The sequence below is a fragment of the Streptomyces sp. NPDC017943 genome (genome assembly GCF_044328425.1).
Lineage (GTDB): Bacteria > Actinomycetota > Actinomycetes > Streptomycetales > Streptomycetaceae > Streptomyces > Streptomyces djakartensis_A.
Genome location: NZ_JBIRHH010000003.1, coordinates 608,436 through 623,100 on the forward strand (window position 1 = coordinate 608,436; position 14,665 = coordinate 623,100).

Annotated in this window: 15 protein-coding genes; 8 read left to right on the forward strand and 7 right to left on the reverse strand. The window is 73.4% G+C overall.

The window, feature by feature from the left end; genetic code table 11:
- Positions 1-130: 130 nt before the first annotated feature.
- From ACH4C6_RS12175 to ACH4C6_RS12185, 3 genes are read right to left on the reverse strand one after another with little or no spacing between them, the layout of a single operon-like run.
- Complete coding sequence (locus ACH4C6_RS12175) at positions 131-1,201, reverse strand: threonine aldolase family protein (protein WP_398108473.1); 1,071 nt, start codon at positions 1,199-1,201, stop codon at positions 131-133.
- The gene (locus ACH4C6_RS12180; RefSeq protein WP_398108716.1) at positions 1,198-1,947 is read right to left on the reverse strand and encodes an SDR family NAD(P)-dependent oxidoreductase; all 750 of its coding nucleotides are present in this window, start codon (positions 1,945-1,947) and stop codon (positions 1,198-1,200) included. Before ACH4C6_RS12180 ends, ACH4C6_RS12175 begins: the two co-directional genes overlap by 4 nt.
- A gap of 41 nt (positions 1,948-1,988) precedes the next feature.
- Complete coding sequence (locus ACH4C6_RS12185) at positions 1,989-3,386, reverse strand: DUF6421 family protein (protein ID WP_398108474.1); 1,398 nt, start codon at positions 3,384-3,386, stop codon at positions 1,989-1,991.
- A 250-nt stretch (positions 3,387-3,636) separates the two neighbouring features.
- Here ACH4C6_RS12185 and ACH4C6_RS12190 point away from each other — a divergent pair, with 250 nt between their 5' ends.
- The gene (locus ACH4C6_RS12190) at positions 3,637-4,320 is read left to right on the forward strand and encodes a glycerophosphodiester phosphodiesterase (RefSeq protein ID WP_398108475.1); all 684 of its coding nucleotides are present in this window, start codon (positions 3,637-3,639) and stop codon (positions 4,318-4,320) included.
- A gap of 35 nt (positions 4,321-4,355) precedes the next feature.
- Here ACH4C6_RS12190 and ACH4C6_RS12195 read toward each other — a convergent pair whose 3' ends face one another.
- Complete coding sequence (locus ACH4C6_RS12195) at positions 4,356-4,895, reverse strand: GNAT family N-acetyltransferase (RefSeq protein ID WP_398108476.1); 540 nt, start codon at positions 4,893-4,895, stop codon at positions 4,356-4,358.
- Positions 4,896-4,969: 74 nt separating this feature from the next.
- Between ACH4C6_RS12195 and ACH4C6_RS12200 the strand changes: the two genes are divergently transcribed.
- Complete coding sequence (locus ACH4C6_RS12200; RefSeq protein ID WP_398108477.1) at positions 4,970-5,362, forward strand: VOC family protein; 393 nt, start codon at positions 4,970-4,972, stop codon at positions 5,360-5,362.
- 101 nt (positions 5,363-5,463) lie between these two features.
- Positions 5,464-6,225, forward strand: coding sequence for a VOC family protein (locus ACH4C6_RS12205; RefSeq protein ID WP_398108478.1), 762 nt, complete (start codon positions 5,464-5,466; stop codon positions 6,223-6,225).
- 111 nt (positions 6,226-6,336) lie between these two features.
- Here the strand turns inward: ACH4C6_RS12205 and ACH4C6_RS12210 are convergent, their stop codons facing one another.
- Positions 6,337-6,828 (reverse strand): MarR family winged helix-turn-helix transcriptional regulator, encoded by a 492-nt coding sequence (locus ACH4C6_RS12210; RefSeq protein WP_398108717.1) that lies wholly within the window; start codon positions 6,826-6,828, stop codon positions 6,337-6,339.
- 233 nt (positions 6,829-7,061) lie between these two features.
- Positions 7,062-8,729, reverse strand: coding sequence for an FUSC family protein (locus ACH4C6_RS12215; RefSeq protein ID WP_398108479.1), 1,668 nt, complete (start codon positions 8,727-8,729; stop codon positions 7,062-7,064).
- Positions 8,730-8,879: 150 nt separating this feature from the next.
- Here ACH4C6_RS12215 and ACH4C6_RS12220 point away from each other — a divergent pair, with 150 nt between their 5' ends.
- From ACH4C6_RS12220 to ACH4C6_RS12240, 5 genes are all read left to right on the forward strand, one after another.
- Entirely contained in the window at positions 8,880-9,446 is a 567-nt protein-coding gene (locus ACH4C6_RS12220) for a DUF5134 domain-containing protein (protein WP_398108480.1), read from the forward strand.
- 131 nt (positions 9,447-9,577) lie between these two features.
- The gene (locus ACH4C6_RS12225; RefSeq protein WP_398108481.1) at positions 9,578-10,513 is read left to right on the forward strand and encodes a M56 family metallopeptidase; all 936 of its coding nucleotides are present in this window, start codon (positions 9,578-9,580) and stop codon (positions 10,511-10,513) included.
- A 114-nt stretch (positions 10,514-10,627) separates the two neighbouring features.
- Complete coding sequence (locus ACH4C6_RS12230) at positions 10,628-11,317, forward strand: phosphatase PAP2 family protein (RefSeq protein WP_398108482.1); 690 nt, start codon at positions 10,628-10,630, stop codon at positions 11,315-11,317.
- A gap of 112 nt (positions 11,318-11,429) precedes the next feature.
- Positions 11,430-12,119, forward strand: a complete 690-nt coding sequence (locus ACH4C6_RS12235; protein WP_398108483.1) for an HAD family hydrolase — start codon at positions 11,430-11,432, stop codon at positions 12,117-12,119.
- 200 nt (positions 12,120-12,319) lie between these two features.
- Complete coding sequence (locus ACH4C6_RS12240) at positions 12,320-13,006, forward strand: TetR/AcrR family transcriptional regulator (protein WP_398108484.1); 687 nt, start codon at positions 12,320-12,322, stop codon at positions 13,004-13,006.
- On the opposite strand, the gene ACH4C6_RS12245 is transcribed toward ACH4C6_RS12240, so the two are convergent.
- Positions 12,994-14,496 carry an LVIVD repeat-containing protein gene (locus ACH4C6_RS12245; RefSeq protein WP_398108485.1) on the reverse strand — a complete coding sequence of 501 codons (1,503 nt, stop codon included), beginning with the start codon at positions 14,494-14,496 and terminating at the stop codon, positions 12,994-12,996. The two genes, ACH4C6_RS12240 and ACH4C6_RS12245, sit on opposite strands and share 13 nt — an antisense overlap.
- Positions 14,497-14,665: the final 169 nt, after the last annotated feature.

The window sequence follows — 14,665 nt, forward strand, 5'->3', positions numbered from 1 at the left end:
GTACCCGCGTGGCCGGCCCCCCCCGCCCCCCCGCGGGGGGCCGCGCCCGGCGCGGGGTGGCGCCCGCCGCGCCCCCGGGGGGGGGGGGGGGCGCACGCCCGGATCCGTGAGTACCGCGGATCCCCGCTCGCTAGCGGGCCATCTCTTCCTTGAGCGCCGCGAGGAACGCGTCCACGTCGTCCTCGGTCGTGTCGAAGGAGCACATCCAGCGGACGTCGCCCGCCGTCTCGTCCCAGAAGTAGAAGCGGAACCGCTTCTGCAGGCGCTCGCTCACGTCGTGCGGCAGCCGGGCGAACACCGCGTTGGCCTGCACCGGGTAGAGGACCTCCACCCCGTGCACCGAGCGCACGCCCTCGGCCAGGCGCTGGGCCATCTCGTTGGCGTGCCGGGCGTTGCGCAGCCACAGGTCCCGGGCGAGCAGGGCCTCCAGCTGCACCGACACGAACCGCATCTTCGAGGCGAGCTGCATGGACAGCTTGCGCAGGTGTTTCATGTGGCTCACGGCGTCCTGGTCGATCACCACGACCGCCTCGCCGAACAGGGCGCCGTTCTTGGTGCCGCCCAGGGAGAGCAGGTCGACGCCGGCCGCGCTGGTGAGCGTCCGCATGGGGACGTCCAGGGTGGCGGCGGCGTTGGCCAGCCGGGAGCCGTCCAGGTGCACCTTCATGCCGTGCGCGTGGGCGTGGTCGCACAGCGCCCGTATCTCCTCGGGCGTGTAGACCGTGCCCAGCTCGGTGGCCTGGGTGATCGACACGACCTGCGGCATCGCGCGGTGCTCGTCGTCCCAGCCGTACGCCTGCCGGTCGATCAGCTCGGGGGTGAGCTTGCCGTCGGGCGTCGGGACGGTGAGCAGCTTCAGGCCGCCGACGCGCTCGGGCGCGCCGCACTCGTCGACGTTGATGTGCGCGCTCTCGGCGCAGATCACCGCGCCCCAGCGGTCGGTGACAGCCTGGAGGGCGACGACGTTGGCTCCTGTGCCGTTGAAGACCGGGAACGCCTCGGCCGTCGGCCCGAAGTGGCTGCGCACGAGGTGCTGCAGGTTCTCGGTGTACACGTCCTCGCCGTAGGCGACCTGGTGCCCGCCATTGGCCACGGCCAGGGCGGCGAGCACCTCCGGGTGGACGCCGGCGTAGTTGTCGCTGGCGAAACCGCGGATGTCCGGGTCGTGGTGGCGTCGTGCGTCGGTCTTCGGCGGGTTCACGGCTTCTCGGTGAGCCACAGACGTTTTCCGTTCACTTCGGCGGCGGGCTTGTCCCAGACCTCGGTGATGGCCTCGGCCAGGTCCTTGACGTCGGTGAAGCCCGCGAACTTCGCGTTGGGGCGGTCGGCGCGCATGGCGTCGTGCACCAGCGCCTTCACCACCAGGATCGCAGCCGCCGAGGTCGGGCCCTCGGGGCCCCCGGCCTTGCGGAAGAAGTCGGCCATGGCCAGCGTCCACGCCTCCGCGGCCGCCTTGCCGGCGGCGTAGGCGGCGTTGCCCGCGGTGGGCTTGCTGGCCCCCGCGGCGCTGATCAGCACGTAGCGCCCGCGGTCGCTGCGCTGGAGCGCCTCGTGGAAGGCGAGCGAGGTGTGCTGCACGGTGCGCACCAGCAGCATCTCCAGGAAGTCCCAGTCGTCGAGGCTGGTCCTGGTGAAGGTCTCGCTGCCGCGCCAGCCGCCGACGAGGTGGACCAGGCCGTCGACGCGGCCGAAGTCCTTCTCGATGCGGTCGGCCCAGTCACGGGTGGCCTGCAGGTCGAGCAGGTCGACCGTGTCACCGGTGACGGTCGCGCCGCCGGTGGCGTAGCCCGCCGCGTCGACGGCTTCCGCCAGCCGCTCCGGATCGTTGTCCGAGCCGATGACGGTGGCTCCCGCCTCGGCCAGCCTGAGCAGTGCGGCCCGGCCCGCGGGCCCGCCCGCTCCGGCCACCGCGATCACCGCACCGCTGAGCGCCCCGTTCCCCGCCATGTTCTTCGCCTCCTGAGCAGTGTTCTCGGTACGCCGATCGCTCACGCGGCGATCCGCTCGGTGCTGTCCGCCGTGATGCCCTTGGTGGAGGCGATCACGTTCTTCAGCTTCTTGGACAGTGCCTCATAGAACATGCTCAGCGGAAACTCGTCCGGAAGCACGTCATCGACGAGCTTGCGCGGCGGCTGCGTCAGGTCCAGGGCGTCGGGACCCTTGGCCCACTTGGAGCCCGGGTGCGGGGAGAGATAGGTGGAGACGAGCTCGTAGCCGGCGAACCAGTGGACGAGCTTGGGACGGTCGATGCCGTCGCGGTACAGCTGCTCGATCTCGCCGCACAGCTGGTTGGTGACCTGCGGGGCCCGCTCCCAGTCGATGGTGAGCTTGTTGTCGGTCCAGCGGACGACGTCGTGCTTGTGCAGGTACGCGAAGAGGAGCTGGCCGCCGAGGCCGTCGTAGTTGCGCACGCGCTCACCGGTGACGGGGAAGCGGAACATGCGGTCGAAGAGGACCGCGACCTGCACGTCACGGGCCTGCGGGACGCCCTCCTGGGCGAGCTTCACGGCCTCCTTGAAGGCGGTGAGGTCGCAGCGCAGCTCCTCCAGGCCGTACATCCAGAACGGCTGGCGCTGCTTGATCATGAACGGGTCGAAGGGCAGGTCGCCGTGGCTGTGGGTGCGGTCGTGGACCATGTCCCACAGGACGAAGGCCTCCTCGCAGCGCTTCTGGTCGTGGACCATCGCGGCCACGTCCTCGGGCAGCTCCAGGCCCAGGATGTCGACGGCGGCGTCGGTGACGCGCCGGAAGCGGGCCGCCTCGCGGTCGCAGAAGATGCCGCCCCAGGTGAACCGCTCGGGGGCCTCGCGCACGGCGATCGTCTCGGGGAAGAGGACGGCCGAGTTGGTGTCGTAGCCGGCCGTGAAGTCCTCGAACGTGATGCCGCAGAACAGCGGGTTGTCGTAACGGGTGCGCTCCAGCTCGGCCAGCCAGTCCGGCCAGACCATGCGCAGCACGACCGCTTCGAGGTTGCGGTCCGGGTTGCCGTTCTGCGTGTACATCGGGAAGACGACCAGGTGCTGGAGGCCGTCCGCCCGGTGCGCGGCGGGCTGGAAGGCCAGCAGCGAGTCGAGGAAGTCCGGCACCTTGAAACCGCCGTCGGCCCACCGGGTCAGATCCTTGGCCAGGGCCTCGTGGTAGGCGCGGTCGTGCGGGAGCAGCGGGGAGAGCTCCAGGACCGCGTCGACGACCTCGCGGACGGCGAGCTCGGCGTCGGCCGTACCGGGCGCGCCCTCGGCGCCGAAGTCGATCGACCCGTCCTTCGACTGCCAGGGCCGTATCCGCTCCACGGCATCCTTGAGCACGGGCCACGCCGGGTGCTCCACCACCCTGGCCACGGGAGGAACCGTCTCCTCCGAACCCACTTGCACAAGAATTTCCGTCATGTCACACCCTCCACGGGAGAATCTCACGTATGCAGACCGTATACACACGAGGTTCCGTCCAGCAAGGGTCGCCTCGGGAAAATATCCTGCCTCACCCGGTCCTTCACCGCACTTTTTCCTGTCGACCATGCGTGTGCCCGGGCCCGCGACGGGCATGCCCGCACCTCTGCGCGCAGGGCCTGTCCAGGCGATACGGTCGGGTGGGCCGTCAGGCCCCCACAGCCGCCTGTCGACGGAAGAGAGTGGTGTCTTGAACTTCCTCACGATCGGTCACCGCGGAGTCATGGGTGTGGAGCCCGAGAACACCCTCCGGTCGTTCGTCGCCGCCCAGGAGGCGGGGCTCGACGCCATCGAACTCGATCTGCACCTGAGCAAGGACGGCGCGCTCGTCGTCATGCACGACGCGGACGTGGACCGCACCACCGACGGCACCGGGGCGATCGCCGAGAAGACCCTCGCGGAGCTGCGGACCCTGGACGCGGGCCGGGGCGAGCGGGTGCCGGTCTTCGAGGAGGTTCTGGAGGCCGTGCGGGCGCCCCTCCAGGCGGAGATCAAGGACGTGCAGGCGGCGCGCGCCCTCGCGGAGGTGATGAACGCGCGCGGGCTGGCCGGCCGGGTGGAGGTGTCCTCGTTCCACGACGAGGCGGTGGCCGAGATCGCCCGTCTGGTGCCCGGGGTGCGCACCGCGCTCGTGGCCAGCCGCTACGGCACCGACGTCGTCGACCGCGCGGTGGCGGTGGGGGCGGCGACCGTCTGCCTGAACATCCGCCGGCTCACCCTGGAGATCGTGGAACGGGCCCGCGCGGCCGACCTGCGCATCCTGGGCTGGGTGGTGAACACGCAGGACCACCTGCGCCTGGTCCGGGCGTTCGGCCTCGACGGCGCGACCACCGACCACCCGGACATCAAGCGCACGGGCCGTTTCACGGCGTAGGGCCGGTCCCGGCGGGCCCGGGGCCGCTCGCCGCGCTAGCCGAGCCGCTTCACCAGCAGCTCGAACTCCAGGTCGTCGCGCTGCGGGACACCGAACCGCTCGTCGCCGTACGGGAAGGGGGTGGTCCGGCCCGTGCGGCGGTAGCCGCGCCGCTCGTACCAGGCGATCAGGTCCTCCCGCACGGAGATCACCGTCATCTGCATCTCCGTCACGCCCCAGGTCTCCCGGGCCTGCCGCTCCGCCTCCGCGATGATCAGCTTGCCCAGCCCGGCGCCCTGGAGCGCGGGGCTGACCGCGAACATCCCGAAGTAGGCGTGCCCGCCCTGGTGCTCCAGCTGGCAGCAGGCGACGATCCGGCCGTCGCGCTCCACGGTCAGGAGCCGGCTGTCGGGCGACTTGATGACCTCCAGCACACCGTCCGGGTCGGTCCGCTGCCCTTCCAGGATGTCCGCCTCGGTGGTCCACCCGGCCCGGCTGGAGTCGCCCCGGTACGCCGACTCGATCAGCGCGACCAGTTCGTCCACGTCGGCGTCCGTGGCGTCCCGGAAGGTCAGTGCGGTGGCGGCGGTCTCCATGGGCGTACGTCTCCGTCTTTTGCTGGCGCGGCTCGGGCAGGGACGAGCGTAACCCCGCCGGTAGGCTCCGCCGCATGGTGCATGTACTCGGCAGCCGCGTCCTGCTCCGCCCCACCGACCCCGAGCGGTCCCGGGCCTTCTACGGCGGGCAGCTGGGCCTCGCCGTGTACCGGGAGTTCGGCACGGGTCCCGAGCGTGGCACGGTCTACTTCCTCGGCGGCGGCTTCCTGGAGGTGTCCGGCCGGGCCGCCTCCCGCCAGGAGCCGTCGGTGCGGCTGTGGCTCCAGGTGGACGACGCGGCGGCGGCCGAGGAGGAACTGCGCGCCGAGGGCGTGGAGATCGTGCGGCCCCCGGTGCGCGAGCCCTGGGGGCTGATCGAGATGTGGATCGCCGATCCGGACGGCATCCCGATCGTCCTGGTCGAGGTCCCGGCGGACCACCCGATGCGCCACCGGCCGGGCATCTGAGGCGGCCGGCGCCCGGTGCCCCACCAGCGTCCCCGGATGGCACCCGCTCCCGGCGGCGGCTTAGCGTGCTGGAGGGGGTCGTCTCCTGCGGAAGGAACGCCATGAAGCTCGACGCACCGGTGACCGGCGGGCCCTGCTGGGCGGAGCTGGGCACCAGCGACCTGGAGGCGGCCCGGCGGTTCTACACGCGCCTGTTCGGCTGGCGGCCCGAGACCGACCCCCGCCCGGAGGCGGGCGGCTACACCGTCGCCCACCTCGGGGACGCGGCCGTCGCCGCCCTCGCTCCCCTCTACCAGCCGTCCCAGCCGGTGGCGTGGAACGTGGCGTTCGCCGTGACGGACGCGGACGCCGCGGCCCGTGCGGTGACGGAGGCGGGCGGGGTGGTGCTGCTGGGCCCGGTGGACGTGTTCGACGCGGGCCGCTTCGTGGTGGCCGCCGACCCGGGGGGCGCCGTGTTCCAGCTCTGGCAGGCGGGGGCCTTCCCGGGCGCCGGGCTGTTCAACGCGCCCGGCGCGCTGGGCTGGGTGGAGCTGTTCACCCGCGACCCCGAGCAGTCCGTGGCGTTCTACGGGCGCGTGTTCGGCTGGGGCGTCAGCGCCTCGGACCGCTACACGCAGTGGGGACTGGACGGCGCGGACTTCGGCGGCATGGTGACGATGGACGACAAGTTCCCGCCGGAGGTGCCGCCGCACTGGCTGCCCTACTTCGCCGTCGACGACGTGGACGGGGCGACCGCCGTCGTCCAGCGGCACGGCACCGTCCTGATGGTCCCGACGTCCGTGCCCGACGGCCCGCGCATCGCGGTGCTGCGGGACCCGCAGGGGGCGATGTTCGGGGTGTATCCGGCGGAGTACGAGTTCTAGCGGAGTACGCGTTCCAGGCGAGCGGGAGCGGAACCCGGCGCCCCGGCCCCGGCGCCCCCGTGCCTCGTACCCGGTGCCCCGTGGCCCCGAGCCCCCGTGCCCGTGGTGGTCTCAGGGTCGCAGCGCGCCCAGGCGGCCTTCCAGCTGGCCGAGCAGGTCCCCCAGCAGTGCGGCCAGCTCGCCCTGCTCGGGGGCGTCGAGGCCGGACAGCGCGGCGGCCTCGTAGGCGAGCTGGGAGGGGAGGATGGCGTCGACCAGGTCACGCCCGGCGTCGGTGAGGCGGAGATGGACCACCCGGCGGTCGCGGTCGTCGCCGCGGCGCTCGACCAGGCCGCGCTCGGCGAGCTGCTTCAGCCGCTTGGTGACGGCGGCCCCGGAGGAGAACGTCTCCCGGGCCAGTTCCCCGGGGGTCAGCTCGTGCCCGGTCCGGCGCAGCGCGCCGAGCAGGTCGAACTCCGGCCGGCTGAGCCCCGCCCGGCGCAGGGGCGCGTCCTCGGCCTGCTGGAGGAGCGCGGCGCAGCGGTTGATCCGCCCGATGACCTCCATCGGGCCGGTGTCCAGCTCGGGATGCACCGACCGCCACTGGTGGACGACCGCGGCCACGGTGTCGCCCCGGCGGGCGGGGGCCGGACCGGACGCCGTGCCGTCGCCCGCTCGGGGGGCGCGCGCGGGCCGGTGCCCGGCGACCGAGCCCTCACCGGCGGGACCGCCCCGCGCGGTGCCGGCGGCCCGGTCCACCGCGGACGGCCGTTCCCCCGCGCCCGGCCCGGCTCCGGCTCCCTGGCGGGGACCGGCCCCCGGGCCGTTCCCTGCGGGTGGCGATCCCTCGGTCGGCGTCATGCCCGTGCGTCCTCCGTCTCCGTGCCCGCGCTCCGCCGCGGGAGCAGTCCCTGGCGTCGTGCCGTAGCGGCGAGCGTACGGTGTCCGGACCGCTCGGTGAGCACGACCCTCTCGTGGGGCAGCGCCCGCTGCCACCACTCCCCGGCCGCGGCGTCCGCGGTGGCCCGCAGGGCGGCCAGGGCGGCGGCGAGGGCGCGGCGGGCCGATTCCAGGGCGGCCGGGGCGGGGTCGGGTTCGGCCAGCAGGCGGGCGGCGTCCTCGCGGGCCCGGTCGGCGTCCGCCAGGGCGCGCTCCACCCGGTCGCCCGCGCGGCGGTCGGTCACCGCCACGGCGGCGGCGAGACCGACCAGCGCCCCGACGACGGTGTCCACGACCCGCTCCTTCATCAGCTCCCCCGGCGCCTGGTACCCGGCGAACTCCGTGACGAGCAGGGCCATGGGCGTCACGCACACGCTGCCCAGCCAGTAGTTCCGGCTGATCAGCACCTCGGCGCCGAAGCTGAACGCGAGGCAGCTCAGCACCAGGGCCGCCGGGCCCAGGTGCGCCAGCGGGACGACGGCCAGGAAGACGAGGACGCCGGCGACGTTGCCCACCACCCGCTGCACGGCGCGGCTCCAGGTCAGGGTGACGTTGGCCTGGTAGAGCGAGGCGGCCGTGACCAGCGCCCAGTACGGCCGGCCGACACCCAGCGCGAGGGAGGCGTGGCCGGCGAGCACGCAGCCGAGTGCCGTGCGGGCGGCGAGCGGGGTCAGCGGGCCGAGGCGGGCCCACAGCGGCCGGGCCGCCTCGACGCCGGCCAGTTCCTCGGCGGCGGCCGGAGGGAGCCCGGCCCGCGGCACCGGCCCGTTGCCGCGCAGCGCGTCGGCCCAGGCGCGCAGCCTCCCGGCGTCCGCTTCCGCCGGCGCGACGAGGGCCACCTCGGCGCGGACGACGAGCCGCTCCAGTGCGCGCCGGGTGCGCGAGGGGGCCTTGGTGGACAGCAGCGACTGCCAGGCGGCCTGCACGGCGGCGTACCCGGCCGCGCGGGCCCGGGCCGCGTCGCTGTCCGTCCCGGCCGTGGCGGCGCAGGCGGCGGCCGCCTTCAGTGCGGCGGCGGTGGCCCGTCGCTCCGGGCCGTGCGGGCGCAGCAGTCCCGGCGCCATGCAGACCAGCCAGGCCCAGACGCCGGTGGCGGCGGCGAGCGCCAGGTGGCCGGGGACCTGGGCGAGGGTCTGCGGCGCGAACAGGGACGCCGAGGTGACGAAGGCGAGCACGACGTTGCCCGGCGGGCCGACGCGGGTGGCGTCGCACAGCACCTTCTGCGCGGCGGCGAGCAGCGCCCCGACGGTGACCAGGAGGGCGGCGCTGTCGGTGAGCGAAGCCGCGATCAGGGCCACCGCCAGACCGCCGACCATGCCCAGCACTACCCACAGCAGGGCCCGGGCCCGGGCCGCGTAGGGGCGGTTGTGGGTGTACAGGGCGCACAGGGACCCCGCCATCGTGTACATCGCCAGGTCGAGTCGCCCGAGCGCGAGCAGCGTCAGGTTGGGCGGCGCCATCGCGGCGACCACGCTCAGCGCGGGCTTGAACCAGATCTCGGAGGGCCGGCCGAGGCGCAGCACTCCCGCCAGCGGGAGACGCCGTGGGGTCGTCGAGGAGGCGGGGGTGGGGGGCGCGGTGCTCATCCCTCCACATTAACAGGTGTTTTACTCGTGAAACATCAGTGGCCCGTCCGCCGTGCTCCCCGGAACGCTCCCCGTGTACACCCTTGCGCTCGCGTGCGCACCGTCCGGCCCGGGCATCGAATGACCGACCGCCGATCGGGGGAGGTACGCGTGCACGGACCGGCATCGTCCGGCTGGCTGCTGGTGGCGCTCTGCGCGGTGACCGGCGCCTACTGCCTGCTGCGGATGCGCACCGGGGCCGAGGGAGAACGGGGCACCACGGGCGGTGAGGCGCTGATGGGCTTCGGGATGGCCGTCATGGCGGTCCCGGCCGCGGCGTTCACACCGCCCGCGTGGGCCTGGCCGGCGTACGCGGTGATGTTCGGGGCGGCGGGCCTGCACGCGCTGTGGGCCGCGCGGGCCGGGGCGCACCACCTGCACCATCTGGTGGGGGCCGGGGCGATGGTCTACATGTCCGTCGTCATGGCGGGGTCTCCCGGCCACGCGCACGGCGGGGGCGGCTCGGGGGTTCCGCTGCTGACGGGAATGCTGCTGTTGTACTTCGCCGGGTACGTGCTACTGGCCGGGACACGGCTGGTGCCGGTCGCGGCCGTGGCGGGAAGCGGCGGCGCGGGCCGGGGCACGCCCGCGAGGAGGTGGGGCGACCGACCGGAGCTGGCGCGGGCCTGCCGCCTGTCCATGGGGATGGCGATGGTGGCGATGCTGCTGACGCTGTGACACCGCACGGTTCACGCCGGTTCGCCCGTCCACGGAGCAGTTCAAGCCGACGGCTGCGGAATTCGTTGCCTGCGTCACTTTGCCCCCGCCAGCCGTACCGCCGGTGGGTGATGCCCTCATAGGCTGCGGCCATGATGCTCCCCGCGGCGCTGCTGCTGCTCGGCGCCCTGACGGCCGTGGTCGCTCCCCGGCTGCTCGCCCGGGCGGACTGGCCGGACCGCGAGCCGGTGGTGGCGCTGTGGGTCTGGCAGTGCGTGGTGGCGGCCGTGCTGGTGTGCTGCGCGCTGTCGATGACGCTGAGCGCGGCGGCCGCCTGGCACGCGGTCGGCGGGCATGTCTTCGCGACGGCGCCCGGCCCGGTCGTCGAGGCCTACGCCCTCGGCACGGCGGGCACCTGGGCGGCGAGCACCGCGGTGGCGCTGGCCTGCGCCGGGCTGTGGAGCGCGGCGATGCTGGTCCGCGAGATCGTCCGGGCCCGGGCCCGGCGCCGCCGGCGCCGCGCCGACCTCCTGGTCCGGGCCCCGCTGATGCCGGGCGAGGTGGCGGTCTCGGGTCGGCTCGTCGTCCTGGAGAGCGAGCGGCCCGACGCCTGGTGGGTGCCCGGCACACCTGCCCAACTGGTCGTGACCACGGCGGCGTTGCACCGGCTGAAGGGCCGGCAGCTGGACGCCGTCCTGGCCCACGAGCAGGGTCACGCCCGTGCCCGGCACGACTGGCTGCTGAACTGCTCCTCCGCCCTCGCGGGCGGCTTCCCGCAGGTGCCGGTGTTCGCGGCGTTCCGCGACGAGATGCACCGCCTGGTCGAACTCGCCGCCGACGACACGGCGTCGCGCCGCTTCGGCCGGCTGACCACGGCCCTCGCCCTGGTCGAACTGAACGAACACCGGGGCGTGTTCGGCCCCTGCCCGACCCCCCAGGCCCATGTCCCGGCCCGGGTGCACCGGTTGCTCACTCCCCCGGACCGCCTGTCCCCCTCGCGGCGGCTGCGCCTGACGGCGGCGGCCGCGCTGGTGCCGGTGGTGCCGGTGCTGCTGGCGTTCGTACCGGGGCTGCACGCCCTGGGCTGACCGGGGCCGGGGCCGGGGCCAGGTGGACGGGAGGCGTCCGGAGCAGGTCGTCCGGGTGGCGGGAGATCGTCCCCGCGCTGGTTTCGGAACCCCGGGTTCGGCGACTATCGCTGTATGCACACCTCGTCCGTGGACTCCCCGCCCCGCCCGGAGCACCGCGTCACCGCCACGCTCGCCGGCGCCCTGGCCGTGTGCTCGGCCCTGCTGCTGACCCTCGTCGCGGCGAGATGGAGTCCTCTCGTCACCGCGGACGGCGACATCGCGGCCACCACCCACCGCTGGGCGGTCGAGGAGGGCGGCCTCACCCAGGCGTGCCGCATCCTGACCGACTGGGTCTGGGACCCGTGGACGATGAGGCTGCTGTGCGCGGCCGTCGTCGTGGCGCTGGTGGTGCGGTTCGCGGCACGCTGGACGGCGGTGTGGCTGGCCGTGGCCGTGGCGTTCGGCACGCTGCTGCAGCAGGGCGTCAAGGCGGCCGTGGACCGGCCTCGCCCCGTGTGGCCCGACCCGGTCGACTCGGCCCACTACGCGGCCTTCCCGTCGGGTCACGCGATGACCGCCACCGTGGTGTGCGGACTGCTGCTGTGGCTCCTGCACCGCCACGGCGTCACCCGCGCGGTGTGGCGCACGGCCCTGGCCGTGGCCGTCGTCTCCGTGGTGGGCGTGGGCCTGACCCGGATCTGGCTGGGCGTGCACTGGCCGTCGGACGTGATGGGCGGCTGGCTGCTGGGTGCGACGGTCGTGGCCCTGGCGGTGTGGGCGCACGCCCGGTGGCAGCCGGGGCGGATGGACGCGCAGGGCTGAGCGGTTCCCCGCCCGGCCGGTCACCGCCCGGCCCCGTCGCGCCCGGCGGGCCCCGCCCATCGGCCTCCGCAATCACCGACGGGCGTGGGGCGGCGCCTCATAAGATCGCCCCATGGACGCCGTGCTGTTCGACTTCTCCGGGACCCTCTTCCGGGTCGAGTCCACCGATGCCTGGCTGCGCGGGGCCATGGTGGGCAGCCGGACCGCGCTCTCCGACACCGAGTTGACCGCCGCGGCACGGGCGCTGGAGGCGGTCGGGGCGCTCCCCGGCGGCGGGGATCCGGCCCGGGTCCCCGAGGAACTCGCCGAGACCTGGCAGGTCCGCGACCGCAGCGCCGCACTGCACCGGGCCGCCTACACCGGCCTGTCCCGCCAGGTCCCGCTGCCCGACCCGGCGCTGCACGACGCGCTGTACGACCGGCACATGACCCCGGCCGCCTGGGCCCCCTACCCGGACGCCCCGCAGGTGCTGCGGGCCCTCGGGGAGCGCGGCATCCCGGTGGGGGTGGTCAGCAACATCGGCTGGGACCTCCGGCCGGTCTTCCGGGAGCACGGCCTGGACCGCTACGTGGACACCTACGTCCTGTCGTTCGAGCACGGTATCCAGAAGCCCGATCCGCGCCTCTTCGCGACCGCGTGCGAGGCGCTGGGGGCCGATCCCCGCAGGACGCTCATGGTCGGGGACAACCGCGTGGCGGACGGCGGCGCCGGCGCCCTGGGGTGCGCGGTGCACTTCGTGGACCATCTGCCGGTGGCCGACCGGCCCGCCGGACTGCTGCCCGTGCTGGAGCTGGTGAGCTGAGCCCGGGCGGCGTGGACGCACCCGCCGTTCGGCCGAGAGGTGGTAGCCCCGGGCGACCACTGGGGCGTTCGCACGTCTGCCTCGGACGATCCCCCGCGTCGCCCGAGGCAGACGGCATCGCCGACCAGGACCGAGCGGTCCGGCCGGACACCCTCCGAGTATAGTTGGCTGGCAGCCAGTCAACGCAGGAGTTACAGGATATGTCCCCGCGCAGCGCCTCGGTCAATGAAGAGTTGCGGCGGCGTTCCCGGGAGCGGCTCCTGCAGGCGGCGGTCGAGCTCGTGGGCGAGCGCGGCTACGAGGCCACCACGCTCGGCGACATCGCGGACCGGGCCGGTTCGGCGCGCGGTCTGGTGTCGTACTACTTCCCGGGCAAGCGGCAGCTGGTCCAGTCCGCCGTGCACCGGCTGATGCACCGCACGCTGGAGGAGGCGCTGGAGCGCGAGCCGCGCACCGACGACGGCCGGGAGCGGATGGCCCGGGCCATCGACGCCGTCCTGGGCCTCGCCCGCGACCGGCCGGTGCTGATGCGCCAGCACATGGCGGGGATCCTGGACACCGAGGGCTTCATGCAGTGCCCGGAGCAGCGCCGGCTGGCGGAGCTGCTGCGCGACACGATGGCGCGGCACGGTTCCGAGGACGTCGACCGGGACTACCCCATGATGCGGGCCCTGCTGATGGGCGCGGTGTACGCGGCCCTGGTGCCGGGCGTACCGATGCCGGTCCCGGTGCTGCGGGCCGAGTTGTTCAAGCGCTACCGGCTCGACTGGGAGCTGGGTCTCCCGCCGGAGGCCGGGGCCTCCGGCGGGGACTGCGACGACGATCTGTCGCGGTTCTTCGCGACGGGGGCCGCACCGCGGTGCGGCCCGGCGGATCAGTCGAAGTAGTCGGGCTGGGTCTGCACGTTGAGCTCACGCTGGTGGACCCGGCGGGCCGGATCCGTGCGCCGGTCGTCGACCTTCAGCACGTCGAAGCCCCGGGCGATCTCGTTCGAGTAGATGTAGCCGTTGTAGTAGTACGCCGACCAGGAGCCGGCCGTCGTGATCGTGTCGGTGGTCAGCGGGCCGCGGTCGAAGTAGGCGATCTCCTTCGGCCGGTCCGAGTCGGTGAACTCCCAGACGGAGACACCGCCCTGGTACCAGGCCTGGACCATGATGTCCCTGCCCTTGACCGGGATGAGCGAGCCGTTGTGGGCGACGCAGTTCTCGGTGTCCGCCTGGTGGCGGGGGATCTTGAAGTAGCTGCGGAAGACGAGCTTGCGCTTGTCGCCCTTGCCGACGATGTCGTAGATGCCGTCGGCGCCGCGGTCCGGGCCGACCTGGGCGTTGCAGGTGGCCCCGCCGCCGCCGCCCAGCTCGTCGGTGAAGACGACCTTGTTCGCCCTCTGGTTGAACGTCGCGGAGTGCCAGAACGCGAAGTTGACGTTGTCCTGGACCCGGTCGATGACCTTCGGGCGTTCCGGGTCCTTGATGGAGAACAGGATGCCGTCGCCCATGCAGGCGCCTGCGGCCAGGTCCTCGGACGGCAGCACCGTGATGTCGTGGCAGCCCGTGGTCTTGGAGACCCCCGGGTTGACCGGGCCGCCCGGGTTGCCGCCGCCGTCCGGGCCCTCACCGGGGAACAGCACGGGGAAGCCGACGACCTGGGCCTTCTCGGGCGCGTGGCGCGGCACCTTGATGACGGAGATGCCGTCGTGCGGCGGCTGGCAGTCGGGGTAGGCGGCGTTCGGCGAGTACGAGGAGACGTACACGAACACGTTGCGGCGCTCGGGCACCAGCGTGTGGGTGTGCGAGCCGCAGGCGGTCTCGACGGCGGCGACGTACCTCGGGTTGCGCTTGTCGCTGATGTCGAAGACCTTCATGCCCTCCCACGAGGACTTCTCGGTCGCCGGCTGGGTGGTGCTGGAGCAACTGCTGTCGCTGCGCGAGGAGTCGGTGGACAGGAACAGCAGGTCACCGGAGACGGAGATGTCGTTCTGCGAGCCGGGGCACAGGACTTCGGCGACGGTCCTCGGCGCCCTGGGGTTGCTGATGTCGAAGATGCGGAAGCCGTCGTAGTTGCCGGCGAAGGCGTACCTGCCCTGGAAGGCCAGGTCGGAGTTGGTGCCCTTCAGCGCGTCCTTGGGGACGTGCGCCACGTGCCGGATGTTGTCGGACCGGACGATCTCGTCCTGGCCGGGTATGTCGCCGTTCCGGATGGCGTCGCGCACCTCGGCCTGGGCGTTCCTGGAGACCTCCTTCGGCGCGGGCGGCGCGTCCCCGGGGTCGGGGGTGGCCCCTGCCGGAGCAGCCGTGAGGAGCGCGGCCAGCATTCCGCCGGCGGCTGCGACGACTCCCAGTCGTCTGCGGCGTGTTCTGCGGTCGTTCAACAGGATCACTGTTTTCCTCCCTGGTTCCGTTCGCTGCGGAACGGTTCACGCACCACGCAGTATCGTCTTCGCCATGCACATACCAATAGGGGGCAACAGAATCGCAATGAAGTTTTGCGATCAATGACCCGCGGAAGCGTGCCAGTACGCCGCCGGCACCACGCGGTGCGCCCCAACC

Coding starts and splice junctions, on each gene's coding strand:
- ACH4C6_RS12180 (WP_398108716.1), bottom strand. CDS start 1,947: ATGGCGGGGAACGGGGCGCTCAGCGGTGCGGTGATCGCGGTGGCCGGA.
- ACH4C6_RS12185 (WP_398108474.1), bottom strand. CDS start 3,386: ATGACGGAAATTCTTGTGCAAGTGGGTTCGGAGGAGACGGTTCCTCCC.
- ACH4C6_RS12195 (WP_398108476.1), bottom strand. CDS start 4,895: ATGGAGACCGCCGCCACCGCACTGACCTTCCGGGACGCCACGGACGCC.
- ACH4C6_RS12200 (WP_398108477.1), top strand. CDS start 4,970: ATGGTGCATGTACTCGGCAGCCGCGTCCTGCTCCGCCCCACCGACCCC.
- ACH4C6_RS12205 (WP_398108478.1), top strand. CDS start 5,464: ATGAAGCTCGACGCACCGGTGACCGGCGGGCCCTGCTGGGCGGAGCTG.
- ACH4C6_RS12215 (WP_398108479.1), bottom strand. CDS start 8,729: ATGAGCACCGCGCCCCCCACCCCCGCCTCCTCGACGACCCCACGGCGT.
- ACH4C6_RS12225 (WP_398108481.1), top strand. CDS start 9,578: ATGATGCTCCCCGCGGCGCTGCTGCTGCTCGGCGCCCTGACGGCCGTG.
- ACH4C6_RS12230 (WP_398108482.1), top strand. CDS start 10,628: ATGCACACCTCGTCCGTGGACTCCCCGCCCCGCCCGGAGCACCGCGTC.
- ACH4C6_RS12235 (WP_398108483.1), top strand. CDS start 11,430: ATGGACGCCGTGCTGTTCGACTTCTCCGGGACCCTCTTCCGGGTCGAG.
- ACH4C6_RS12240 (WP_398108484.1), top strand. CDS start 12,320: ATGTCCCCGCGCAGCGCCTCGGTCAATGAAGAGTTGCGGCGGCGTTCC.